Genomic DNA, 23,514 nt, shown 5'->3' on the forward strand with positions numbered 1-23,514 from the left:
TCTTGTTGCCCGACAAAAGACAAAGGGTCGGGCTTTGGGATATGTTTTTGCTTATGGGCGCAAAAGTAGTAAAAACGCGGTGGTTTTGGATAGTTTTTTATGGGTAAAATAAAACCGTGTTGGCAAGCGATGTAGGTTTATTCCCAAAAAGAAAACCCAGCCGCCATTACACGCAACTGGGTTTATCTCTTAGGATTTATTATTTTTTAGAAATAAAACGAGTAATAACCTTTTACGCCTTCTTTGCTCACGCCCTCGATGAGCACTTTACCCGAAGCGTTTTTCAGGGCGGCTTCTACTTGTTCGGGGGTGTGGATAGGCTGTCGATTGATGCCCGTAATGATAAAATCTTCGCCGATACCCAAGCGACGCAAAAGCCCATTGCCGACTTTATGCACTCGCACACCGCCTTCAATGCCATAGCGTTCGCGCTCCACTTTCGAGACGGGTTCTAAGGTTGCGTTCAGGGACGTAGCCTCATACAATTCGCGTTTGATGCGGCCTGTCGTGCCTTCGTTGTTGGTGAACACAAGGTCGGTTGTTGAGGTTTTGTTGTCGCGGCGATACGTGATTTTTACGCGGTCGCCAGGGTTGTAATAGCTGATTTCTTCATCAAAATTAGCGCGGCTGTTGATGGTCGCCTCATTGATTTTGAGAATAATATCACCTTTTTGGAGGCCTGCGCGGTCGGCTGCGCCATCGCGTTGGATATAGGACACGGCCACACCCGAAAGGTCAGTAACTTTCAGTTGGTCAGCCAATTGCGTATTCATGTCCGTTACGTTTGCCCCAAAAAATGCTTTCTGCACAATGCCGTGTTTGATGAGGTCGTCCACCACTTTGCCCACAATGTCGCTTGGCACGGCAAAACCATAACCCGCATACGAACCCGTTTGGGAATAAATGGCCGTATTGATGCCTACCAACTCGCCTTTGAGATTGACCAACGCCCCGCCGCTGTTGCCAGGGTTAATGGCCGCGTCGGTTTGAATAAACGATTCTATCGGGAACTGACTGTTTACAATGTTCAGGTTTCGGCCTTTGGCACTTACGATACCCGCCGTAACCGTCGAGTTGAGGTTAAAAGGATTGCCAACAGCCAACACCCATTCGCCCACATTTACTTTTTTGGAGTCGCTCAAGCGAATAGAAGGCAAATTTTTTCCTTCGATTTTGAGTACGGCAATGTCCGTAGAGGGATCAGTACCAACCACTTTGGCTTTGTAGCTGCGTTTTTGGTGTACTACTTCGATGTCTTGGGCGTTGTCTATCACGTGGTTGTTGGTAACAATGTAGCCGTCTGCCGTAAAAATAACGCCCGACCCCGAACCGCGTGTTTTTTGCGACCCAAACCCAAAGTAAAAATCCCACATGTTGCCTGTCTGTTCCGACTCGGTTTTGATGTACACCACGCAGGGCGTACTCACCGCCGAAGCCTTCACAAAATCGGCATTCATGGCAGCAGGAACACTGCCATTGGCTGGCGTGCCTGTGGCGGGGTTGCCGCTTGTATTGTTGTTGTTAAAATCTGAGTAAGAGGCCGTAACAGCGTAATTGTTGGCCTGCGGCAACACCCACATAGACGTATTGCCGAACAAAGAAAAAGCGTAAGCTCCTGCCAAACCTGCGGCAAAGCCCACCAAAGTTGTTTTCAATGTCTGATTCATATTTGAGGATAAGCCATTTTTTTTGAGTAAAACAAAAGATGTTGCAAACTAATAAGCTAACATCAAAAAATGCAAAATATTGGCTAATGTATAAAAAATTTACCCTCAAACTTTATGCCACCCAACCTAAACCATTCCTTTTTGGCCGCTTTTTCTGATATAATTCAGCCAAAGCGCGAAGAAGAAAAATATAAAAACCAACACGATTAAGCGCATTATTAAACAACAAATAATATTGGCGCAATGCACTGATTTGTAATATTAAGCGAGAGCCATTACCTTTAAATTTCTTGTTAAAAACAACTGTTATCCATAACTCAAGCACTACAAGCTATGCTCGAACATTTTCCTTTTTATTTGGCTCTTATCGTCCTGATAGTGCTGCTGATTATGCTTAGCAACAAAATCAAAGTAGCGTATCCTGTGCTGCTGGTGCTGGCGGGTTTGAGCATTAGTTTTATTCCCAGTACACCAGTGCTCAAAATCGAACCCGAATTAATTTTTGTGATTTTTCTGCCGCCTTTGCTCTACGAAGCGGCGTGGGCAAACTCTTGGAAAGAGCTTTGGCATTGGCGCAGAATCATTAGCAGTTTTGCGTTTATTGTGGTGTTTTTTACGGCTATTTCGGTGGCACTGGTGGCCAACTGGTTTATTCCTGGGTTTTCGTTGGCGTTGGGCTTTTTGTTGGGCGGCATCGTCTCGCCACCTGATGCGGTGAGTGCCAGTGCAATTCTAAAATTCGTAACCGTTCCCAAAAGAATGTCGTCTATATTGGAAGGCGAAAGTTTGCTCAATGACGCGTCCTCGCTGATTATTTTTCGTTTTGGCATGATAGCCGTCGCCACAGGCCAATTTGTTTGGTATCAGGCCGCTATGAGTTTTGGCTGGATGATTTTGGGCGGAATTGTCATTGGCTTGGCGGTCGGAATTATCTTTCTCAAATCGCACAAATGGCTTCCCACCGATGCGAACATGGATATTATCCTGACCTTGGTTACGCCTTACGTCATGTACATTGTGGCGGAAGAGTTTCATGCATCGGGCGTGTTGGCGGTGGTCAGTGGCGGACTTTTCTTGTCGTATCACAGGCACGCGTTTTTGAGTGTTTCTTCGCGTTTGCGCGGCGAAAATGTTTGGCAAAGCCTTGTTTTTGTCCTTAATGGCTTGGTGTTTTTGCTCATTGGTCTGGACTTGCCCGAAATCACGGAAGGACTCAAACACGAAGGTTTTAGTTTTTATCAAGCTACCGCTTACGGATTGCTCATTACGTTGGTGCTGATTTTGGGGCGTATCGTGGCCGCGTTTGGTGCGTTGGTCGTGACGATGGTAGCTGGTCGTTTTATTACGGTGGCCGACCGCAACCCAGGTTTTAAAGCTCCGATTGTTTTTGGCTGGACGGGAATGCGCGGCGTAGTATCGTTGGCGGCGGCATTGTCCATTCCCGTAACATTGGATAACGGTGCTTTTTTCCCACAACGCAACCTTATTTTATACATTACTTTTGTCGTGATTCTGGTTACGCTGGTGCTGCAAGGGCTTACGTTGCCTTGGCTTATCAAAAAAGTAAATGTGCCGACTTTCAATGACCATTTCACGGAAGAAGAAACCGAAAAAATGCTTCGTGAGGAGTTGGCCAAAATCTCGCTGGAGCATCTGCAAGAGCATCATGCCAACGACTTGGCAACTAGTTTTCATTTACAAAAAATGGCTAAATATTGGGAAAATCAGGCGCAGAACGAAGAAAACAACTACTGTCCAGCGCATATCAAAGAAATTCATTTGAGGATGTTGGAGAAACAACGCCATTTGCTTGTGGACAAAAACAGAACAGAGTCACGCATCGACGAAGAAATTATTCGCAAATACCTGCATCGGATAGATTTGGAAGAAGAAAAACTCAGGGTAGAGTAAGCATTCAATAAGCACAAAAACTAACACAACTATACTCACCTATAAAATTAATTCATGCGTGCCGACCGATAAACCACACCAAAGGCGCAAAACTTAGCAGCAATACCACGGGCACGAGCCAAATCGTTAGATTTTCAATATAATGATTGGCTACCAAGTAAGTGCTTACCGCAATGAGTGAAAAAATCAACACAATACATAATTTGGCTATGCGAATCATTTGTGTAGCGTTTTTGTATTGTTGCGGGGCATTTTCGGGGGTAATTTCGGTTAAATAATTGAAATTATGCGGGTATTGATTCAGAATACTCATGCCCACGAACAGCACTAAAGCCACCAGCGGCAGTGTAAAAATACTTGTTTTGGAACCGTTGGCATCGGTTTGACCGTGCAGGTCGTAATGTGTCGGGATAATTTCGGGCAAATGCAAGTACACAAACACACTAAAGCCTATCAGAAACAGCAAAATGCCCGCGCCAATCCATTCCAAAAAGCGGTCGGCGGCGGTGAGTTCGACGCGAAGTCTGGGGCGTGGATTGCGTGTTTTCATGGCAAAAATTATTTACTGAAAAATAACGTCGCGTATTACTTCTGCTCCAACAGACTCGTTCAACATGCTGATAATGTTGGATTTGTGCATAGAAAGCTGTTGGCGCAATGGCGCAGACGTGAGTTTTACATACAAAATCTGATTGCGAATAAAAGGCGTTGAAGCCGTGCGATTGGCGATGGCCGCGCCCATTACTTTAGGCCAAGCATCCACGATTTGGGTTTCGTTGAGTTTGCCCCGCAACTTGTACACGTTGAGTAGCTCGTCTATCACGTCGCCCAAAGGCCGCGCCCCATTTTTACGAGGCGCGTGTTTGTTCCATTTGAAATATTCCATAGCTATTAGAATTCCTCGCCGCCTTCGCTGCGCAATTGCTTTTCTATTTCGTGCATAAACACTAAGTCCACGCCTTCGGCAATGGTGGGCAGCATTTCCAAATTCTCGATTTGGGCGGTTTCAATGATTTGTTTCAAGCTTGGGCGTGCACCCGTAACCACCAGAATATCACCACGTTCTGCAAAGCGTTTGTGCGCAAAAGTGATTGCACCAAGCACCGACTCGTCGGCGTGCACAATGGCGTTTGTGTCCAAAATCACATTCGTAACGTCTTCCGAGTCCAGCAATTCCAACAGTTTGGTTTGCAGGATTTGGGAATCTTCGTGGTCTATGCTCTCGTTGGCAACACGAACCAGCGCGTATTGCTCCGATTTTTCTATTTCCAAATTCATAATTCAATCAATTTTATTTGAGCGAATAATTTAGGCCAAAGCAGCCAAAATATTTTGTTCTATACGAGCCAAAATATCGGTGTTTTCGTTGTCTTTTACAAATGCCTGACCCGTAACCAACTCATAAAGCTCTATGTATCTTTCAGATACGCTTAGCACAAACTCATCAGACATAGTAGGTACAACTTGGCCATCTTTTCCCTGAAAACCATTACTAATGAGCCATTGGCGCACAAATTCTTTAGAAAGTTGCTTTTGCGCCTCGCCTTTAGCCTGTCTTTCGTCGAAGCTATCGGCGTAAAAATAGCGCGAAGAATCAGGCGTATGTATTTCGTCGATGACATAAATCGTGTCGTCCACTTTGCCAAATTCGTATTTGGTATCGGCCAAAATAAGCCCGCGTTTGGCGGCCATTTCGTTGCCACGTTGGTAAAGCGCGTGGGTGTAGCGTTCCAAAACGGCGTAATCTTCTGCCGAAACAATGCCTTGCGCCAAAATTTCTTCTTTAGAAATATCTTGGTCGTGGCCTTCGGCGGCTTTGGTAGTTGGGGTAATAATTGGGGCTGGCAATTTGTCGTTTTCGCGCAAACCTTCGGGCAGTGGCACACCGCAAAGCGTGCGTTTGCCTGCGTTGTATTCGCGCCATGCGTGACCAACCAAATACCCACGAATCACCATTTCTACGGCAAAGGCTTGGCAACGAATCCCGACAGTAACATTTGGGTCGGGCACGGCTTGCACCCAGTTGGGCACGATGTCGGCGGTGGCCTTCAAGAAATACGCTGCAATTTGATTGAGTACCTGCCCTTTGTAGGGAATCGGGCGCGGCAACACTACATCAAAAGCCGAGATGCGGTCGGTGGCAACCATCGCCAAACGGTCGGGGAAGGCGTACACGTCACGTACTTTGCCTTTGTAAAATCCCACTTGTTGTGGAAAAGAAAAATGGGTTTCGCGGATAGCTTCCATTACTTAAATTTGGGTATATTTATCTTTGATAATGAAGGAATTACACAAATAACAGAGGCTTTTCACGGCTGCTGGCAACTAATGGCCAATTTTTAAATATTAATATTCCAATCCGAGTCAAAAAGTTTGTCATAACCTCTTTGACTCATAAATTTCTGAAATTCTTTATTGTCTGTGGCAGGAAATTCTACCTGTATTTCTTCTCTAAGTTTCGTCAAAATATTATCCCCAACAGCGTATGCAAATTTACCTCTAAGAGCTTTTTCGTACCAATTCAAAAGGTCAGTTTCTGTAATAATGCTCTGCACTCTGGACTTCCAACCGATTTGATTTAAAACAGACAGAATAATTTTCTGTTCTGAATCTTTGCAAACTATTACAATTCTGTCTGCCGAAACAGACGAAACTATATTTTCAGCTAATTCTTCAGTAAGGGATAAATGTTTTATTTGAATTGCCAATCCAAAATTTGCCCACATATCTAACCCTCTGTCTGCGGCATTAGTTACACCAACTCTATTGATTCTTGCTTTCAACTTAATACTTTTTTGTTCTGTTGAAAGTTGTATGACACGATAAGCAAAATCCTCAAACTCGCTCAATATTGCTGCTTTGTCTGGATTAAAACTCACCTCAACAGATACTTCTAATGCTTCAACCAATGCGGAAAATAGCGCGTAAACCACTATTTCATAAATTTTATCTATACTTCTTCTGAGTCCTGCTTCATTCCAAAACATCGCAAGAAAATCATCTAACTGAAAATCAGACTTGTCATGTGTCTGGCAATAATCTAATCCAGCGGACATTTGAGAAAATCTTTGCGCAAATTTTTGATAGATATAGGCTTCTATAATTCCGTTTTTCTGCTTATTTTCTTTACCAAGCTCTACCAATATGCTTGGAGGAATTGCATTTTCATTGAAAATATCGTCCTGATAACGTGCAGACGAAGTTGATGTTCTTCCCAAAAATTGAAGGCATATAATGTCACGCCATTTTTTAGATGTGGTGCGATAAGTTGCCAAATCTTGCAGATTTATATCCTGTTCTACCCTATCACGATATAAAATTTCGGCAATTTGAATAGGCTTATACAAATGTACTCTTGCCTTCTCTATTACTTTATCCAATGCGTTTTTGGCCTTCATCATATTGGTTTTAGTCTAATAAAGATAATTGTAGCGTCTCTCCCGCTGCCTTTTTTTTATTACTTAATGAATGAATCATTTCTCCTGCAATAGCTTGAATTACAGGCACAGTAACTGAATTTCCTGCAACTTTACGAGTTTGAGAATACGGAATATTAATCACAAATGAGTCTGGAAAACCTTGTAAACGAAGCATTTCACGGTCAGTAAGTCTTCTTACTCCATTCACAACCAAATAATTGTAACTTCCCCCAGCTCTTAACGCACAAGAGTAAGGCAAGGCAGATATATTTCCTCCTATATTTTCGTGCCATATAGACGGAAACGGTGGATTTGCTTTTACGGCACTAAAACGCTTTTCTTTGAGTTGCTCAGACAAAAAATAACTTTGGGGGATTTCTTCGTCTATCTGTAAAATTTCAGATAATGGCTTATAGTAACCAAAAGGCTTGGGGAATTTAAAATGTATTGATTCTTTGAAACCTACAATATAAATTCTCTCGCGTTTTTGAGGTACACCAAAATCAAGTGAGTTAAATATTTTATAATAAACCGTATAACCTAAATTTTTAAGTTTTTCCAAAATAACAGCAAATGTCTGGCCATTATCGTGTGTTACAAGTCTTTTAACATTTTCAAGTAAAAAGGCTTGCGGCTTTTTGGCATCTAAAATCGCTTCTATATTAAAAAATAATGTACCTCGCGTATCCGCAAAACCTAACCCTTTACCTGCTATACTAAACGGCTGGCAAGGAAAACCCGCTAACAATATGTCGTGGTCAGGGACATCATTTGGAGCAATATCATTTATATCACCAAATGGTCTTTCTCCAAAATTCGCTTCATACATATCTTGGGCTGCTTTGTCCCATTCGGACGAGAAAACAGTTTCGCAACCGAATGCCTCAAAACCCAGCCGAATCCCACCAATTCCAGCAAAAAGGTCTATGATTTTATACGGTTCGTTCATACTTTTTACAATATTTTTTGAGTACGCAGATTTTTTTCACGGCAAAAAACAAAACACTTTATTTACGCCAACTCAGGCGCAGGGAAAGGCCGCCCGCCATCGCCATTGAGTTGGGAATAGGCATGACTTCTGGGCTCACGCGCAAGGCCAAATCATCAGAAACATTAAACCCCGCCAAATGCGCATCTACGCTCGCGTCGGCAATATTGAGCAAGTAAGTAAAAGCACTCACGATAATGAGCAAATCGCGGTTGCGGCGATAATAGTCGCGCCCCGTGCGCAATTGCGCTTCGTTGGGATAAGTGGTAGCGTATTCGTCCACAGTATTCGTATCGCCGTCGGTGCGCAGTTTGATGGCCGTTTTGAAACGCTTATAATAACGATTATTAAACCCAATGTAATAACCTAACACTGCTCCACCAGTATAAAGAATCGGGATTTTCCAGTATTTTTTGTTGTAGGCTTGTCCCAAACCTGGCAGCACTGCCGAAAGGATGGCCGCTTTTTTGGGGGAAGGAAGATTGGAGGACGTTTTGGCGGCTGGGGTGCTGTCTGCTACCGCAACCATTTGATTTGCAGCCGAATCAGGAGCAATAAGAAAATTAGTAGCTTGTAAAGAAACACTCGTGAAGAGTGCGGCGAGCAATAGCAAATATTTCATTTTGAATAACATAATAAAACCGCTTGGGCTTTGCAGTGGCGCAAAGGTAGTATTTCGCGCTCAAATTACAGGCCAAACTTGCCGCCTTTCTCCGAATTTTTATTCAATACGCTATTTCAGCACAAAAGCATTACAAATTTAAGGTTGCTTCTGTCTATTTTTGCCCCACCAAAAACAAACAGAACTTTGAGAAAATTAGCAAACGAAGAATTGGGCAGACTCAGCCCCGAAGAATTTGCGCAAGCTGGCAAAAGCCCTTGCGTGTTGGTCTTGGACAATGTGCGTAGTATGAACAATGTGGGTTCTGCTTTCCGAACCGCCGACGCTTTCGCCGTTTCCAAAATTTATTTGTGTGGCATTACGGCCACGCCACCGCACCGCGAAATTACCAAAACGGCACTTGGTGCAGACCAAACCGTAAATTGGGAACATGCCGCCGATACGCTTACACTGGTACAACAACTTAAAAATGAAGGCTTTGTAGTCATTAGCATAGAACAAGCCGAAGGCAGCACCATGCTACAAGATTTTAGCCCGAATCCTCAACAGTCCTACGCTTTTGTGTTTGGCAATGAAGTGGACGGCGTGGCGCAAGAGGTCGTAGCCGCCTCGAACCTATGTCTGGAAATTCCGCAACTCGGTACAAAGCATTCGCTGAATGTGTCCGTATCGCTGGGCATTGTAGTTTGGGATTATGTGAGCAAAGCCGTTGCCTTGCCAAGCAATTAGTTTTTAGCGTAAAAAAGGGGCGGCCTTTAGGCCGCCCCTCCACATGTTTTACTTATATCAAAATGAACATAACTCGAAGATCATTTCTGACATTAAAGTCTGGGGTCTATATCTTCACTTTCTAACGCCAACACCCCAAATACGCACTCATGTACTAACCGCAACGGTTCTTTCCTTACAAACCGTTCGAGTGCTTCTACACCTAAAGCAAATTCTCGGAGTGCCAATGATTGCTTTCGAGACAAGCCTCTATTTTTCAAGCGTTCAAGATGTTGCGCCTCGTCATATTCTGGCCCATAAATAATGCGCAAATATTCACTACCTCTACACTTAACGGCAGGTTGCAACAGTTCTTTATGGTCGTACTCAACAAAATTAAATGGCTTTACGACCATCCCCTCGCCCGATTTTTGCGTAAGCTCAAACCACCAATTCACAGCTTCCTCATAGCTTTGTTTATCGTTGAGATTGACCACCCGATAAGGTGTTTTTAATAAAATAGCGGTATCGGCTTCACAAATTTCGGCAATGTTTTCCATGTGCCATTGATGACTTTTATCCAAATGCACCTGCCCTTCAGTGGCCAAAATATGAAATGGAGCCAGTTTATAATCTTCAATCGAATGAATTGGCCAACAATAATTCTGGTAAGCTGCAATATATTTGGCAATGGCCTTTCCCTTGGTTGAAAATTTGGCCAAAGTATCTTGCGCACCCTCGGCTAAACCTCTTTGCCTAAATAATTCCAAAGCCTTTTCAACTTCGGGCAATGCTCCACTTGCAGCCGCACCCACTGCTGCATACTGGTCTTTAATGAGTGCTTGTGCTTTGGCAGACCAAGGCATAAGTTCCGCATCTAAACAAACCCAATCAGTATTAAATTTTTCCCAAAAATTAGATTTAGTTAGGCTCTGATTTATTCGTTCGATAAACTCTTTTTCCAAATCAGCATCATTAAAGAAATTTCTTCCTGTTCGAGTATAGCACACCCCAATTCCCTCATTTTGAATACCAAAGCGATTAATGGCCGTATTTTCATCTTTACAAATAACCAAAATAGCCCTTGAACCCATATGCTTTTCTTCGCATACGACAGTCCCTACACCACGTTTTTTGTAGTAGTTTAAGGCTTGTTCGGGATGCTCCAAAATACCAGCAACCTCGCTTGTAGCACATGGCGACATGGTTGGGGGCAAATAAATCAGCCACTTTGGATTAATAGCAAATCTGCTCATTACTTCAAGGGCAGCAATCGAGTTTTCTTCTTTAATCGTAATGTTATTGCGCAATCGTGCCTGAATAATACGCTTTCCGATCACATCATCTATCACCAGCAAATCATCATACAGCTGTTGCGAGTTAAGAGAAGGTTCTTCAGGCTGATATGCTATAGGTCTGATAGGTTCCTGATAAATCATTTTAGCATTCACAGACACCATTTCCTCCTCAGGATACCGCAATGCTGTTAGTTTACCGCCAAATACGCACCCAGTGTCGATGTCAATGGTATTGTTGAACCATTCGGGTGTGGGCACAGGTGTATGCCCGTAAACTATTTTTGCTTTACCTCTATATTCTTTTGCCCAATTGTAGCGAACAGGCAAGCCAAACTCATCAATTTCTCCTGTGGTTTCACCATACAAACAAAACGAACGTACCGCACCAGAACCTCGCCCTTGCATTTCTTCTCTGATTCCAGCGTGAGCAACCACCAGCCTCCCTTCATCAAAAACATAATGACTGACAAGACCATACAAAAACTGCTCTACTTTTCTTTTAAATTCGTTGGTTTCGGAAGCCAGTTGCTCTACGGTTCGCTCCAAGCCATGATTTAATTGTACTTGCTTTCCATTCAGGTACTTTTGGAGTTTAAGATCATGATTACCTGCCACACAATAAGCAGTTCCTGCATTGACCATGCTCATAACCAAGCGTAACACACTCGGCGAATCAGGACCTCTATCCACTAAATCACCCAAAAACACCGCTTTGCGGTTAGCTGGTACTACGACTTCAAAACCAAAATTTATATCGTCGGCGGCCACACGATTTACTTGGTAGCCCAAATGCGCCAAAAGTTCTATTAATTCTTCAAAACAACCATGCACATCCCCTATAATATCGAATGCACCTTTTTCATCTTTTTTATTATTATAAAGTTTTTCGCGCTGAATACTACCAACTGCGGCAATTTCCTCTTCCGAATTCAAAACATAAATATGTCTAAAACCTTCATATTTTAAACCTTTGAGAGATTTTTTGAGGTGCTGCACTTGCTTATGAATCACATAATTAGCCAAATTTCGGTCGGTTCTATTGGCGTTACGTTGCTCACATACTTTTTCGGGCAAATTCAGGACTATCGCCACGGGCAAACAATGATAGGTTTTAGCCAATTCAATCAGAGTACTACGGCCTTCTGGTTGCACATTTGTTGCGTCTATGACGGTTAGCAAGCCGCGTTTTAGACGCTTGGCGGCAATATAATGCAATACTTCAAACGCATCTTTGGTCGCTTCTTGGTTATTTTCATCGTCCGACACAAGTGCTCTACAACTGTCCGAAGATATAATCTCTGTGTTTTTAAAATATTTGTTGGCAAAACTACTTTTTCCAGAACTAGTCACACCAATCAACACAACAAGTGATAACTCGGGTATTTTAATTTCCATATTTAAAAATTGCCATTTGTGTTGGAGCTCCAACATTTTCTTCTTCTTCACCAACAGGCAGAATTTCTACCTCATAATTGTAATTATTCGCAATATTTTTTGCCCAATCAGCAAATTCTTGCCGTGTCCACTCGAAACGGTGGTCTGTGTGCCTCATATCATCCAATCCCATTTTCTCCCAAGTTACATTATATTCCTTGTTAGGGGTGGTCAGAATCACGGTTTTAGGTTTGGCAAACTCAAACAATACGCGTTCAAATGACTTTAACCTATTCAAATCCATGTGTTCGATTACTTCAACTACGGCGGCGGCCTCAAAACCTTCCAACCGTTTGTCATAGTAAGTAAGCGAGCCTTGAAATAGTCGAATTCTTTCTTTTTGTTTAGGCGACATTTCAGCCAGATGTAAATTCTCTTTAGCCTTTAATAGCTCACTATAAGCCACATCCATGCCCGCTATTTCCGTAAACTGTTTATGTTTCAGCAAACGTTTTATCAACTTACCTTCACCACAACCCAAATCTAATACGCTGCTTGCTTCTGATTCCAGTAATTTTTCTAATACAATATTGAGGCGTTTGTCATGCAAACTTTCTCTTCTTTCGCTCTGCTCACTGGGCATCTGTTCGCCTGCCTCGCCTTCGTTTAGGCGCGTAAGTGCCTGCCTTGACAACGACCCCAGATTAATCAGATAACGACGCGTAATTTGTTCTCGTTCAGGATGCTCTTTCAACCAATTGCCGCCTTTTTCAAGCAACTTTTCTATTTCATTTTGGCTTACAAAATAATGTTTGTCGTTGTCTAATGTCGGGATTAGCACATACAAATGCGACAATAATTCTTTGGTTGTAAGGTAGTTGATTAATTTCAATGTAAAATACTTGCTGTCTCCCCATTCAGGAAATTTACTATCCAGTTGGTGCCTAGTCAATTCCACTTGATAGCCGAGCGGTTCAAAAAAACGTCTGATTAACGACTCTCCGCCTTTGGGTGCAGGCAAGGACGCAATCATAACTTCAAACGGCAGCTTTGTATCCACCAATTCAGGTTTGTCTTTGCATCTGCCATTCAGAGCAGACGAAAATGCTTTGGCCAAAGCCACACTCATAAACGAAGATGCAACATAAGGCCTATCATTTACATAATGCCCTAAAGCAAAACCTTCACCACCGAAACTTTTAGCCCCACGCACCATCTCGATAGGGTCTATATCCAATAATAAACTGATTGTAGTTTTGTCTTCGCCTACTTCTGGATAAAAAATATGCGCTTTTCCTACCGACAACTCTACAGACTGAAATTTATCAGGATGTTTGTGTAACAAATATCCTAAATCAGTGGCAGGTTTATGAGTTGTTGAGATATTTAGAATCATTACTTAGATCAAAAATTAATTTTAACTATAAAAAACTCAATGTAAGCTACTATAATATAGATTTTAAAAACGTTTAATATACAAAATAAAGAATTTATAATAAAGTCAATCACTTTTACTGTTCATCTATCTCAATAAAGCCATTATTTCCATCCAAAACAAAAAAGCGGCGGCCTTTAGGCCGCCGCCGCTGCGTGATTATATAATACAGGTGATTTTTTAACGATTTTTGAACCCAAACCATTTTTTTTCGATGGCCATATGAATAATGGCGGCTTTCGAGTGTACGTGCAACTTTTCGTAAATATGCTGAATGTGCGTGCGTACCGTGTGCGGGCTGATAAACGTTTTTTCGGCAATTTGCTGATAAGTAAGCCCTTCTACTATCATTTCCATTATTTCCAGCTCGCGGCGCGAAAGCAAATCTTCTACGGGCGTTGTGGCCGAGCCACTCGGAACGGTTTGAGGCGCAGGAGCTTTGGCGTTGCGCAGCAGTTGCAGGGCACGACGCGCAATAGACGGCGACATCGGTGCGCCACCTTGCGCCACGTCTTCGATGGCTTCTACTATTTTTTCGGGGTGCTCGTCTTTGAGCATATAGCCCATTGCGCCCGCCTGTATCGACTCAAATATTTTTTCGTCATTGTCAAACACGGTGAGCATAATAAACTGAATTTCAGGATATTGCTCATGTCCTTGCGCTACGGTCTGGATGCCGTCCATGCCGTCCATTTCTATATCTGTCAGTACGATTTGAGGGCGTTCGGCCACTGGCATTTCTTGTATTTTTTTCAAAAAATCAAGGCCATTCACCGCCACCAACACTAATTTCACTTGCTCAAAATACTGTATATTTTCGATAAAAGACCGCCGCAGCGCAGCATTATCTTCTACAAGTCCGATACGAATGGTTTGCATGGGTATATTGTTGTTTTAATGGTGTGTAACTAATTACAAAGTAAAAGAGGTAAACTTTATGCTTTGTAAAAGTACGGCAAGGTTTGGTAGCTTGCTATACACCAAATGAATGAAATTATATTTTAAATACACAAGTTATTGAAAATCTTATAGTTTCGGCATGGCTGCATAGCCGCTTTGTTGCCATAAAGCACGCATATATTTGCCCACCACATCAAATTCGAGGTTTACGCGTTGGCCTTCGCGCAAGTTGGCAAACGTGGTATGTTCGTAAGTGTACGGAATAATCGTTACGCGGAAACTTCCCGCTTGGCTATTGAACACGGTAAGACTCACGCCGTTAATGCAAATCGAGCCTTTTTCTACCGTAAAATTGCCCAGCGTGGCATCGTATTCGAAGTCAAAAAGCCAACTTCCGTCCAATTGTTGCACTTTGGTACAAACGCCCGTCTGGTCCACGTGGCCTTGCACAATGTGGCCATCAAAACGCCCATTGGCAGGCATACAGCGTTCTAAATTTACGGAATTTCCTACCGTCAAATCTCCTAAGTTTGTTTTGGTAAGTGTCTCGGCCACCGCCGTCACCCAATGCGATTGGGCATTGCAGGCCGTTACCGTCAGGCAAACGCCATTGTGCGAAACACTTTGGTCAATTTTGAGTTCTGCCGAAATAGGCGAGCTAATTTCAAACGAAAGATTTGTACCTTCGGCCACTATGTTTTCCACACGTCCGCACGCCTCTACAATTCCTGTAAACATATTTTTATATTATTTTTTTAGTAAAATTTGATACCACAAAGCTACAACACAAATCCGAGTGTTTGGGTTTGCAGGCCGAAAACTTATCGCGCACTGGCCTGATTATCACATAGAAAAAACATTTGCATTTGGTAGGGCATTTGCCGAACTTTGCGAAATTCTTATTTTATCATCTGTTAGAAAGCTCATTTTTTACTTTTTCATAAATTATGCGTGTATATCTTGACAATGCCGCCACTACTCCGTTAGAGCCTGCTGTTTTTGAGGCTATGACTCCTTATTTGAAGGAAATTTTTGGAAATCCGTCCTCGATTCACTCGCACGGGCGAGAGGTTCGGGCGGCCATCGAAAAAGCACGCAAAACAATCGCTACTTTACTGAACACCTCACCTGCCGAAATTTTCTTTACGTCGGGTGGAACAGAAGCCGACAACACGGCCATCGTAGGCGCGATTCGTACCTATAACATCAAACACGCACTTACCAGCCCCGCCGAACATCATGCCGTTTTGCATACGTTGGAGGTATTGGCCAAACATGGCGAAATCGAACTTACGCTTATTCCTTTGGACGAAAAAGGACATATTGACATGGCGTTTTTGGAGCAATGGCTCAAAGACCATCCCAAAGCCTTTGTTTCGCTCATGCACGCCAACAACGAGATAGCCACCGTAAACGACATCGAAGAAATCGGGGTGTTGTGTCGTCAATATGGCGCGATTTACCATACGGACACGGTACAAACCATGGGGCATTTTCGCCACAATCTTAAGGAGTTGCCAGTAGATTTTTTGGTGGGTTCGGCGCACAAATTTCATGGCCCGAAAGGTGTTGGATTTTTGTATGTAAATAATCGAATCAAAATAGAGCCGTTCATTCATGGCGGCGCACAAGAACGCAATATGCGCGGCGGAACGGAAAATGTAGCCAGTATTATTGGCCTTGCCAAAGCTCTCGAAATTGCTTACGCCGACATGACCGAACACCAACAACACATCATCGGGCTGAAGGCGCGTATGATTGCCAAATTGCGCGAAAGCATTGAAGATGTGCGCTTTAACGGCGATTCGGAGTCGTTGGAAGACAGTTTGTACACCGTCCTGAACGTGAGCCTTCCCGCACACGAAGCCAACGATATGTTGCTTTTCAATTTGGACATAAACAAAATATCTGCTTCGGGCGGCAGCGCGTGCAGTAGTGGTTCGAATATCGGTTCGCACGTGTTGGGCGCGATTGGCGCAGCTCCCGAACGCGCCGCAGTTCGTTTTTCGTTTAGCAAATACAACACCGTAGAAGAAATTGACCGCGCCGTAGAGGTGTTGGCCAGTCTTTACAAATCAGTAGCAATATAAGGCTGCAAGGATTTGCATATCCGTTGGCCAAGAAATTATATTTGCGGCTTCTTTTATTACAATTACATATCTCACATTTCCAAAGATGAAACTTTTAGAAGGAAAAAATGCGCTGATTACGGGTGCTTCCAAAGGAATAGGCCGTGCGATGGCTTTGGCGTTTGCCAAACAAGGTGCCAACGTAGGCTTTACTTATTTGTCGAGTGTAGAAAAAGGCCAAGCCTTAGAAGCTGAATTGCAGGCTTTGGGCGTAAAAGCAAAAGGTTACCGCTCGGACGCTTCGGATTTCAAAGCCGCCGACGAACTAATGACGCAATTTTTGGCTGATTTCGGAACAATTGACGCACTCATCAACAACGCAGGTATTACCAAAGACGGCTTGCTGATGCGCATGAGCGAAGAGCAATGGGACGCGGTAATCAACATCAACCTAAAATCGGTGTTCAACCTTACCAAAGCGGCCACACGCCAACTAATGAAACAAAAATACGGCTCAATTATCAATATTACGTCGGTGGTAGGTCTTCGCGGCAACGCAGGCCAAGCCAACTACTCCGCTTCTAAAGCGGGTATCGTGGGCTTTACCAAATCCGTAGCCTTAGAATTGGGTTCAAGAAATATTCGTTCTAACGCCATTGCACCAGGTTTCATCGAAACAGAAATGACTGGCGAACTTGACGAGAAAGTAGTACAAGGTTGGGCAGATTCTATCCCAATGAAACGCGCAGGTGCTGCCGACGAAGTAGCCAACGCAGCCGTTTTCTTGGCTTCTGACCTTTCCAGCTACATGACAGGCCAAGTGTTGCAAGTAGATGGCGGTATGCTTACTTAGTCTTTTGGGCTAAAAAATATTGTTAAAGCGCGTCTTCTCTTCACAAAGACGCGCTTTTTTATTGGGTTCAAATCATTTTGGGGCTATATTCACCACACTAAAAAAGAAGTGATGGAGAATACCATGCCGCTGAAAATCTACAATTCCGTTCATCCAACAAACGAAAACCTCACGTTTGGTATTTCCCGAATGGAAGACATCTATGACAAACGCAACGGGCAGCCCGACGTGCCGCACCGACACAATTATTACACGCTGTTGCTCACGCGTTTTGCCAACGGCAGGCATTTGGTTGATTTTAATGAATATCCACTACAAAGCCATTGCGCGTATTTTGTAGCACCGGGGCAGGTTCATCAGGTAATTGAGCATGAAAAATCGTTGGGTTATGCCATTGTTTTTTCGGCTTCGTTTTTGGCTCACAACAATATCCCGATTGATTTTATAGAAAACTTAAATCTTTTTCGGGATTTTGGCGAAACGCCTCCCCTCACGCTCTCGGAAACGGACATGGCCATCACGCAACATTACGCCAACGAAATGTACCAGATACACCACCAACCGCATTTCAAATTCAGGTCGGAGGCGTTGGGAGCACTGATAAAATTGTTGTTGGTACGCTGCCACAATGCCTGCTCGCTGGACTTGCCCACGCAACAACATTCGGGCGGCAATACCATTTTCCAAAATTTCAAAAATCTTGTAAACGAGCATTATAGCCAATGGCACACTACGCAGCAATACGCCGCGCAACTGTTCATTACGCCCGATTACCTAAATCGCTTGGTTAAAAATCAGACAGGCAAAACTGCCAAAGACTACATTCAGAGCCGCATCATCGTGGCGGCCAAACATCTATTGTATTTCACGGAACTTTCCAACAAAGAAATTGCCTATCAACTCGGATTTTCCGAACCTGCCAACTTTAGTGCTTTCTTCAAAAATGCGACAGGCGTTGCGCCCTCAGCGTTCAAGCGCGAAAACATCGGATTTTAATAAGCTATTTCCGCCTTTTTATATTCTTTTGCTGGGGTTTTGTTCGGAAATTTGTATGGATTCAAAAACACAATTACGAACATGAACAGAAAAGATTTTATAAAAAAAGGATTGTTAGGCGCAGGCATTTTTGCAAGTTCTGGCGCAGTGGCTGGCGTTATCCAAAACGACATTGACGAGTTAAAAGAACTCGAAATTTTGGGGTTCAATCATTTGCCCAACAAAGAAGAACGCACCCTCAACACCGTGTTGCACAAAGCCACCACGCGCGGCCATGCCGACCACGGTTGGCTCAACACGCACCATTCCTTTAGCTTTGCCAACTACTACAACCCCGACCGTATGCACTTTGGCGTGTTGCGCGTACTCAACGACGATGTAGTTTCGGCAGGAATGGGATTTAGCACACACCCACACGACAATATGGAAATTGTTTCCATTCCGCTCGAAGGCGATTTGGAACACAAAGACAGCATGGGCAACACGGCCATTATCAAAGAAGGTGACGTGCAGGTAATGAGCGCAGGAACAGGCATTTACCACAGTGAATACAACAAAAACCAAGACAAAGACGTGAAGTTTTTGCAAATTTGGGTGTTCCCCAACAAAAGCAACGTACAGCCGCGTTACGACCAAATTTCTATCCGAAGTGTAGAAAAGAAAAACGCTTTTTATCAGGTACTTTCCCCCAGCCCCAACGACCAAGGCGTATGGATACACCAAAACGCATGGTTTCATTTGGGCAAATTTGACCAGCACATCAACACCTCCTACAAACTCAAAGACCGCAACAATGGCGTTTATTTGTTCGTGTTGGATGGCGAAATAGAAGTAAACGGCCAAAAACTCACCAAAAGAGATGGTTTCGGCCTTTGGAACACCGACAAGGTAAGTGTTAAAACCATGTCGCACAGCCGCGTTTTGCTCATGGAAGTCCCCATGACGCTCTAATTTTTGAGCAAATGAAATTTTATAGATTTGGTTAGATTTTCAGAGAAAAAAACTCTCCGTGGCTTGTGTCTTCACAAGCCACCTGCACACAGACTTACGGGCTGTGGGGAAGATGTCAAGCCTACGGCGTTTATTTTATGCAATATTCATTGGCTACAAAGATACCAAGCCTAAAGGCTTTGCGATTTCAAAATAAAGCAACTCATTACATTTTCTCCGTGGTTTGTGAAGACACAAGCACAAGCCACCTGCACGCACACTTACGGGCTGTGAGGACACAGCCCGTGGGAAAGACACAGACCGCGAGAAAGATTTAGTTAAATTTTCAGAGAAAAAACCAACCAACTTTTGCCGCGAACCAGTAACTTTAGGCAATCAGAAACATTAAATCAGCTACCCAAAATGTCAAATATTGACCTTATCATCGAAGAACGCGCCGCCAACATCGGCAATTTTATGGTTGGTCGGCTGCTGCCTTTTAGACAAAAACGCGCCGTTGGGCCTTTTGTTTTTATAGACCACATGGGGCCAGCCAAGCTCAGCGACTTGCAAAATTTGGACGTGCTGCCGCATCCGCATATTGGTTTGTCCACGCTTACTTTTTTGTTTGAAGGCGCGATTATGCACCGCGACAGCGTGGGTTCGGCCATCGAAATACAACCTGGTGCCGTCAATTGGATGACGGCGGGCAGCGGCGTTGTGCATTCCGAACGCACGCCCGAACGCTTGCGCCATTCGTCCAAAAACCTGCATGGCTTGCAAATTTGGGTGGCTTTGCCCAAGCATTTGGAAGAAATCGAACCGTCGTTTACGCACATTGCGCAAGAACAAATCCCAGTTTGGGAAGAAAATGGCTTACAAATACGACTCATTGCGGGCGAGGCTTTCGGCAGAAAATCGCCAGTGCCTGTGCATAGCCCTTTATATTTTATCGAAATAAAAAACAAAGCCGCTACCAAAGTGCCATTGGGCAAAGAGTTGTACGGCGAAAGTGCCTTGTACGTGTTGGAAGGCAGCATTACGGACGAAGGCAACACCTACGGCACTAAGCAAATTTTGGTGTCGCAAAATGCCAAACTTTGTGAATTTGAAATGAGCGAAAACAGCACCGTTTATATTTTTGGTGGCGAGCCATTTCCCGAAGAGCGTTTTATTTATTGGAATTTTGTATCGTCCAGCAAAGAGCGTTTGGATAAAGCCAAACAAGATTGGGCGAACCAAACTTTCCCGAAAATCGACGGTGAAACTGAGTTTACGCCGCTTCCTCAACCCAAATTCTAATTTGTTATGCCCACTGTAACCGCTCGAATAAACGAGCAAAATTATAAAACCGTCATTAGCACCGAAACCAATACGTTGATTGCCGACGAACCCAAAGCGTTGGGCGGCGAAGATTTAGGCTTTACGCCTTACGAACTGTTGGCCAGTGCGTTAGCTTCTTGTACGGCCATCACGTTACGAATGTACGCCGAGCGCAAAAACTGGAATACTGGCGAAATTGACGTGCAAGTAAGTCTTTCGGACGAACGCAACCCGACGATTTTTACGCGCATCATTACGTTTCAAAATCCTTTGGACGAAGCACAACATACGCGCCTTGTGGCGGTGGCCAACGCCTGCCCCACACACAAAATTTTGCAAGGAACTATCCAAATAAACACCGAAGCATAAAACCAAAACGCCATGACCATCGAACAATTTGACCGCGAAAGCAAAGGCTTTTTCAAAGCCACCGAAAACGACCAAACCGCAGGCCGCATGACCTACTCTTGGGCTGGTTCGGACAAATTCATTATTGACCACACGGAAGTAGAACCGCAGTTTAACGGGCAAGGCGTAGGCCGCAAACTGGTGATGGCCGCCGTGGCGTTTGCCCGCGAAAAAGGCCTCAAAATCATTCCGTTGTGTCCGTATGCCAAAAGCGTATTCGACAAAACACCCGAAATCGCCGATGTGCTTTCTAAGTAAACAGAAATTCACGCCAAAATTAAAAATTATCTATCTTAAACCTTATAGGATTTTGAAACCTATAAGGTTTTGTCTTTTCAATTCCTATCAAATTATCTCTTTAAATAGTTAAAAACTGAAATTTTATTAAACTTTAAAAGTGTTATTTTAGAATAATACAACACTTTCGTTATTTGCTTAACGCATTACACAAATAATAATAATACTGCCTTAACATTTGCCTCTGAAAGAAAATCTACCTTTGAGCCCAAAATTAAAGTAACCTGTATATGTTTGGATTAGAAGCTGGACTTTTTATTCTGCTTATCGTTTGTCTGTTGGCCGCTTGCGCCTTCGAATTTGTAAACGGATTTCACGACACAGCCAACGCCGTAGCAACTGTAATTTATACTAATTCCCTAAAGCCTTGGCACGCAGTAGTTTGGTCAGGTTTTTGCAATTTTTTGGGTGTATTTGCAGGTGGTATTGGGGTGGCGATGGGAATCGTGAATTTGCTTCCCGTAGAATCATTGATTGACCAAAATATTTATCACAGTATCGCGATGGTGTTGGCTTTGCTGCTCAGTGCCATTATTTGGAACGTAGGAACGTGGTATTACGGCCTTCCGAGTTCAAGTTCGCACACGCTGATTGGTTCTATTTTGGGTGTAGGCTTGGCCTTTTCTTTGCTCCCCGACAACGTGTCTGGCGCGGCGGTGAATTGGAAAAAAGCTGAAGAAATTGGTTTTTCGCTATTGCTTTCGCCTATTTTCGGGTTTAGTATGACCGTGTTTTTGATGTTTTTCTTGAAAAGAGTGGTAAGTCAGCCCGAAATTTTCAAAGAACCACACAAAACCAAAGCCCCGCCAATGTGGGTGCGAATCATCCTGATTCTGACTTGTACGGGCGTGAGTTTCTCGCACGGCTCCAACGACGGCCAAAAAGGTGTTGGGTTGGTCATGCTCATTCTGATTGGGATTTTGCCTGTGCATTTCGCGCTTAATTCGGAAAAAGACATCAATAACATTATGCCTTCGCTCCAAAAAATTGAGTTGGTGGTCAATAAAATTGATTCGACGAAACTTTCGTATTCCGAAAAAATCCAATTGGAGCAAATCCAAGAAAAAACCGCCGATTTGAAAACCTACGTGAGTTCGGGAGCTGCCAAAACGGCCAAAGCCGACCCGAACAACAAAGGCAATTTCAGAGTGCGCAAAGATATTTTGGTGATTAGTAAAAACATTGAAAAGCTATTGGGCAGCGAAAATTTATTGCTGACCGAAGCCGACCGCAACACGCTCAAAGAATTGGCCTTGAGCAAAGACAAAGTAGCGGACGAAAACATTCGTTCTTATACGGATTACTCGCCGCTGTGGGTATTGGGCATGATTTCGCTTTCGTTGGGCTTGGGCACGATGATTGGTTGGAAACGCATTGTTACGACTATCGGCGAGAAAATCGGCAAGCAACATCTCACCTACGCGCAAGGCGCGTCGGCGGAAATGGTGGCCGCCCTGACCGTATCTTTAGCCACGAAATTTAGCTTACCAGTAAGTACCACGCACGTACTTTCGTCGGGGATTGCGGGTAGCATGGTAGCCAGCAAAGGCATCAAAAACTTGCAGGCAGGCACTATCAAAAACATTTTGTTGGCGTGGTTGCTTACATTGCCTGTTTCGATTTTGTTGTCGGGAACGTTGTTTTTGCTTTTGCGCTGGATACTTTAAAAATTACAAATTATTCGTTTACAAAGCGGCAGCCGTCAGGTTGCCGCTTTTTTATGAAAATGTGAGAAAAAACGTTATTTTGCAGCGTTTTGATTGCTTCAACATTTTTAAAACTATAAAAAAATCAATCAGTATGGAATTAGAAAAATTCAATTTCAGCCACCCAATCCAAATGCGTTGGAACGATTTGGACGCGCTGGGACACGTAAACAACGCCCTCTATGTAACGTATTTCGAGATAGGCAGAGGCCATTTTATGCTGAAGGCTTGCCCCGAATGGAATTGGCAAAAAGATATGTTTTTGATTGCCAACGTACACGTAGATTTCCAAAAAGAAATGCTCCTGACAGCACAAGACCCGCGCGTTAATATTCGCACGGCTAAGTTGGGCGGCAAAAGTTTTGTGTTGGAATATGCCATCACGTCCCGCAAAGGCGACCAAACCATTCTGCACGCCACAGGCAGCACCACGCAAATTATGTTTGACATGAAAACGCGTAGTACCATCGAAATCCCTGACTGGGTGCGCGAGTCGCTTGGCAGCTTCGACAAAGTATAATTGTTTGGAATTTTGAAGAAAATAGCCCAACATTCTGACTGATTTTTTATAGCTTTGCTCTAAGAAGTCAGTCTTTTTTTTGGCTGCTAA

At 43.6% G+C, this 23,514-nt stretch carries 23 protein-coding genes; 11 read left to right on the forward strand and 12 right to left on the reverse strand.

The features are described from left to right. Positions 1-206 precede the first annotated feature (206 nt). Positions 207-1,667 carry a trypsin-like peptidase domain-containing protein gene (locus BM090_RS04685; RefSeq protein ID WP_091508319.1) on the reverse strand — a complete coding sequence of 487 codons (1,461 nt, stop codon included), beginning with the start codon at positions 1,665-1,667 and terminating at the stop codon, positions 207-209. 333 nt (positions 1,668-2,000) lie between these two features. Between BM090_RS04685 and BM090_RS04690 the strand changes: the two genes are divergently transcribed. Beyond that, complete coding sequence (locus BM090_RS04690) at positions 2,001-3,578, forward strand: Na+/H+ antiporter (RefSeq protein WP_091508322.1); 1,578 nt, start codon at positions 2,001-2,003, stop codon at positions 3,576-3,578. A gap of 52 nt (positions 3,579-3,630) precedes the next feature. Here BM090_RS04690 and BM090_RS04695 read toward each other — a convergent pair whose 3' ends face one another. The 7 genes from BM090_RS04695 to BM090_RS04725 all read right to left on the reverse strand — a co-directional run bounded on the left by BM090_RS04695 (position 3,631) and on the right by BM090_RS04725 (position 8,607). Next, the gene (locus BM090_RS04695; RefSeq protein ID WP_091508327.1) at positions 3,631-4,128 is read right to left on the reverse strand and encodes a DUF1648 domain-containing protein; all 498 of its coding nucleotides are present in this window, start codon (positions 4,126-4,128) and stop codon (positions 3,631-3,633) included. Positions 4,129-4,140: 12 nt separating this feature from the next. After that, positions 4,141-4,464: a DciA family protein gene (locus tag BM090_RS04700; protein ID WP_091508331.1), complete on the reverse strand. Its 324-nt coding sequence runs from the start codon at positions 4,462-4,464 to the stop codon at positions 4,141-4,143. Positions 4,465-4,469: 5 nt separating this feature from the next. After that, a complete protein-coding gene (locus BM090_RS04705; protein WP_091508335.1) occupies positions 4,470-4,856 on the reverse strand; it encodes an STAS domain-containing protein in 387 nt (128 codons plus the stop codon). 30 nt (positions 4,857-4,886) lie between these two features. After that, positions 4,887-5,825: a phosphoribosylaminoimidazolesuccinocarboxamide synthase gene (locus tag BM090_RS04710; RefSeq protein ID WP_091508338.1), complete on the reverse strand. Its 939-nt coding sequence runs from the start codon at positions 5,823-5,825 to the stop codon at positions 4,887-4,889. A 92-nt stretch (positions 5,826-5,917) separates the two neighbouring features. Beyond that, entirely contained in the window at positions 5,918-6,979 is a 1,062-nt protein-coding gene (locus BM090_RS04715) for a HaeII family restriction endonuclease (protein WP_091508341.1), read from the reverse strand. 7 nt (positions 6,980-6,986) lie between these two features. After that, positions 6,987-7,946 carry a DNA cytosine methyltransferase gene (gene dcm, locus BM090_RS04720; RefSeq protein WP_091508344.1) on the reverse strand — a complete coding sequence of 320 codons (960 nt, stop codon included), beginning with the start codon at positions 7,944-7,946 and terminating at the stop codon, positions 6,987-6,989. A gap of 58 nt (positions 7,947-8,004) precedes the next feature. Beyond that, on the reverse strand, positions 8,005-8,607 hold the full coding sequence (locus tag BM090_RS04725) for a DUF5683 domain-containing protein (protein ID WP_143083868.1): 603 nt from the start codon (positions 8,605-8,607) through the stop codon (positions 8,005-8,007). Between the two features lie 186 nt (positions 8,608-8,793). Between BM090_RS04725 and BM090_RS04730 the strand changes: the two genes are divergently transcribed. Continuing rightward, positions 8,794-9,336 carry an RNA methyltransferase gene (locus BM090_RS04730; RefSeq protein WP_091509478.1) on the forward strand — a complete coding sequence of 181 codons (543 nt, stop codon included), beginning with the start codon at positions 8,794-8,796 and terminating at the stop codon, positions 9,334-9,336. A gap of 92 nt (positions 9,337-9,428) precedes the next feature. Here the strand turns inward: BM090_RS04730 and BM090_RS04735 are convergent, their stop codons facing one another. The 4 genes from BM090_RS04735 to BM090_RS04750 form a co-directional block, all read right to left on the reverse strand. Beyond that, the gene (locus BM090_RS04735) at positions 9,429-12,008 is read right to left on the reverse strand and encodes a polynucleotide kinase-phosphatase (protein WP_091508348.1); all 2,580 of its coding nucleotides are present in this window, start codon (positions 12,006-12,008) and stop codon (positions 9,429-9,431) included. Next, on the reverse strand, positions 11,998-13,383 hold the full coding sequence (locus BM090_RS04740; RefSeq protein WP_091508351.1) for a 3' terminal RNA ribose 2'-O-methyltransferase Hen1: 1,386 nt from the start codon (positions 13,381-13,383) through the stop codon (positions 11,998-12,000). The genes BM090_RS04735 and BM090_RS04740 overlap by 11 nt, the downstream gene beginning before the upstream one ends. Before the next feature lie 219 nt (positions 13,384-13,602). After that, a complete protein-coding gene (locus BM090_RS04745; protein WP_091508354.1) occupies positions 13,603-14,301 on the reverse strand; it encodes a LuxR C-terminal-related transcriptional regulator in 699 nt (232 codons plus the stop codon). A gap of 147 nt (positions 14,302-14,448) precedes the next feature. Then, positions 14,449-15,060, reverse strand: coding sequence for a riboflavin synthase (locus tag BM090_RS04750; RefSeq protein ID WP_091508357.1), 612 nt, complete (start codon positions 15,058-15,060; stop codon positions 14,449-14,451). A 209-nt stretch (positions 15,061-15,269) separates the two neighbouring features. On the opposite strand from BM090_RS04750, the gene BM090_RS04755 reads away from it, so the two are divergent. From BM090_RS04755 to BM090_RS04795, 9 genes are all read left to right on the forward strand, one after another. Further along, the gene (locus BM090_RS04755; protein ID WP_091508359.1) at positions 15,270-16,412 is read left to right on the forward strand and encodes a cysteine desulfurase family protein; all 1,143 of its coding nucleotides are present in this window, start codon (positions 15,270-15,272) and stop codon (positions 16,410-16,412) included. Between the two features lie 85 nt (positions 16,413-16,497). After that, positions 16,498-17,244 carry a 3-oxoacyl-[acyl-carrier-protein] reductase gene (fabG, locus tag BM090_RS04760; protein WP_091508362.1) on the forward strand — a complete coding sequence of 249 codons (747 nt, stop codon included), beginning with the start codon at positions 16,498-16,500 and terminating at the stop codon, positions 17,242-17,244. A gap of 111 nt (positions 17,245-17,355) precedes the next feature. Continuing rightward, the gene (locus BM090_RS04765) at positions 17,356-18,240 is read left to right on the forward strand and encodes a helix-turn-helix domain-containing protein (RefSeq protein WP_245756688.1); all 885 of its coding nucleotides are present in this window, start codon (positions 17,356-17,358) and stop codon (positions 18,238-18,240) included. A gap of 81 nt (positions 18,241-18,321) precedes the next feature. Next, entirely contained in the window at positions 18,322-19,191 is an 870-nt protein-coding gene (locus tag BM090_RS04770) for a pirin family protein (RefSeq protein ID WP_091508364.1), read from the forward strand. A 402-nt stretch (positions 19,192-19,593) separates the two neighbouring features. Then, the gene (locus BM090_RS04775; RefSeq protein ID WP_091508367.1) at positions 19,594-20,472 is read left to right on the forward strand and encodes a pirin family protein; all 879 of its coding nucleotides are present in this window, start codon (positions 19,594-19,596) and stop codon (positions 20,470-20,472) included. Positions 20,473-20,478: 6 nt separating this feature from the next. Further along, positions 20,479-20,862: an OsmC family protein gene (locus tag BM090_RS04780; RefSeq protein ID WP_091508369.1), complete on the forward strand. Its 384-nt coding sequence runs from the start codon at positions 20,479-20,481 to the stop codon at positions 20,860-20,862. A 12-nt stretch (positions 20,863-20,874) separates the two neighbouring features. Beyond that, positions 20,875-21,159, forward strand: a complete 285-nt coding sequence (locus BM090_RS04785; protein WP_091508371.1) for a GNAT family N-acetyltransferase — start codon at positions 20,875-20,877, stop codon at positions 21,157-21,159. 269 nt (positions 21,160-21,428) lie between these two features. Further along, positions 21,429-22,865 carry an inorganic phosphate transporter gene (locus BM090_RS04790; RefSeq protein WP_091508374.1) on the forward strand — a complete coding sequence of 479 codons (1,437 nt, stop codon included), beginning with the start codon at positions 21,429-21,431 and terminating at the stop codon, positions 22,863-22,865. A gap of 133 nt (positions 22,866-22,998) precedes the next feature. After that, a complete protein-coding gene (locus BM090_RS04795) occupies positions 22,999-23,424 on the forward strand; it encodes an acyl-CoA thioesterase (protein ID WP_143083869.1) in 426 nt (141 codons plus the stop codon). Positions 23,425-23,514: the final 90 nt, after the last annotated feature.

The organism is Flexibacter flexilis DSM 6793, assembly GCF_900112255.1.
GTDB lineage: Bacteria > Bacteroidota > Bacteroidia > Cytophagales > Flexibacteraceae > Flexibacter > Flexibacter flexilis.

Bases quoted from the DNA above. Each gene is read 5' to 3' on its own strand.
- BM090_RS04685 (WP_091508319.1), bottom strand. From the start codon at position 1,667: ATGAATCAGACATTGAAAACAACTTTGGTGGGCTTTGCCGCAGGTTTG.
- BM090_RS04690 (WP_091508322.1), top strand. From the start codon at position 2,001: ATGCTCGAACATTTTCCTTTTTATTTGGCTCTTATCGTCCTGATAGTG.
- BM090_RS04695 (WP_091508327.1), bottom strand. From the start codon at position 4,128: ATGAAAACACGCAATCCACGCCCCAGACTTCGCGTCGAACTCACCGCC.
- BM090_RS04700 (WP_091508331.1), bottom strand. From the start codon at position 4,464: ATGGAATATTTCAAATGGAACAAACACGCGCCTCGTAAAAATGGGGCG.
- BM090_RS04705 (WP_091508335.1), bottom strand. From the start codon at position 4,856: ATGAATTTGGAAATAGAAAAATCGGAGCAATACGCGCTGGTTCGTGTT.
- BM090_RS04710 (WP_091508338.1), bottom strand. From the start codon at position 5,825: ATGGAAGCTATCCGCGAAACCCATTTTTCTTTTCCACAACAAGTGGGA.
- BM090_RS04715 (WP_091508341.1), bottom strand. From the start codon at position 6,979: ATGATGAAGGCCAAAAACGCATTGGATAAAGTAATAGAGAAGGCAAGA.
- dcm (WP_091508344.1), bottom strand. From the start codon at position 7,946: ATGAACGAACCGTATAAAATCATAGACCTTTTTGCTGGAATTGGTGGG.
- BM090_RS04725 (WP_143083868.1), bottom strand. From the start codon at position 8,607: ATGAAATATTTGCTATTGCTCGCCGCACTCTTCACGAGTGTTTCTTTA.
- BM090_RS04735 (WP_091508348.1), bottom strand. From the start codon at position 12,008: ATGGAAATTAAAATACCCGAGTTATCACTTGTTGTGTTGATTGGTGTG.
- BM090_RS04740 (WP_091508351.1), bottom strand. From the start codon at position 13,383: ATGATTCTAAATATCTCAACAACTCATAAACCTGCCACTGATTTAGGA.
- BM090_RS04745 (WP_091508354.1), bottom strand. From the start codon at position 14,301: ATGCAAACCATTCGTATCGGACTTGTAGAAGATAATGCTGCGCTGCGG.
- BM090_RS04750 (WP_091508357.1), bottom strand. From the start codon at position 15,060: ATGTTTACAGGAATTGTAGAGGCGTGCGGACGTGTGGAAAACATAGTG.
- BM090_RS04755 (WP_091508359.1), top strand. From the start codon at position 15,270: ATGCGTGTATATCTTGACAATGCCGCCACTACTCCGTTAGAGCCTGCT.
- fabG (WP_091508362.1), top strand. From the start codon at position 16,498: ATGAAACTTTTAGAAGGAAAAAATGCGCTGATTACGGGTGCTTCCAAA.
- BM090_RS04765 (WP_245756688.1), top strand. From the start codon at position 17,356: ATGGAGAATACCATGCCGCTGAAAATCTACAATTCCGTTCATCCAACA.
- BM090_RS04770 (WP_091508364.1), top strand. From the start codon at position 18,322: ATGAACAGAAAAGATTTTATAAAAAAAGGATTGTTAGGCGCAGGCATT.
- BM090_RS04775 (WP_091508367.1), top strand. From the start codon at position 19,594: ATGTCAAATATTGACCTTATCATCGAAGAACGCGCCGCCAACATCGGC.
- BM090_RS04780 (WP_091508369.1), top strand. From the start codon at position 20,479: ATGCCCACTGTAACCGCTCGAATAAACGAGCAAAATTATAAAACCGTC.
- BM090_RS04785 (WP_091508371.1), top strand. From the start codon at position 20,875: ATGACCATCGAACAATTTGACCGCGAAAGCAAAGGCTTTTTCAAAGCC.
- BM090_RS04790 (WP_091508374.1), top strand. From the start codon at position 21,429: ATGTTTGGATTAGAAGCTGGACTTTTTATTCTGCTTATCGTTTGTCTG.
- BM090_RS04795 (WP_143083869.1), top strand. From the start codon at position 22,999: ATGGAATTAGAAAAATTCAATTTCAGCCACCCAATCCAAATGCGTTGG.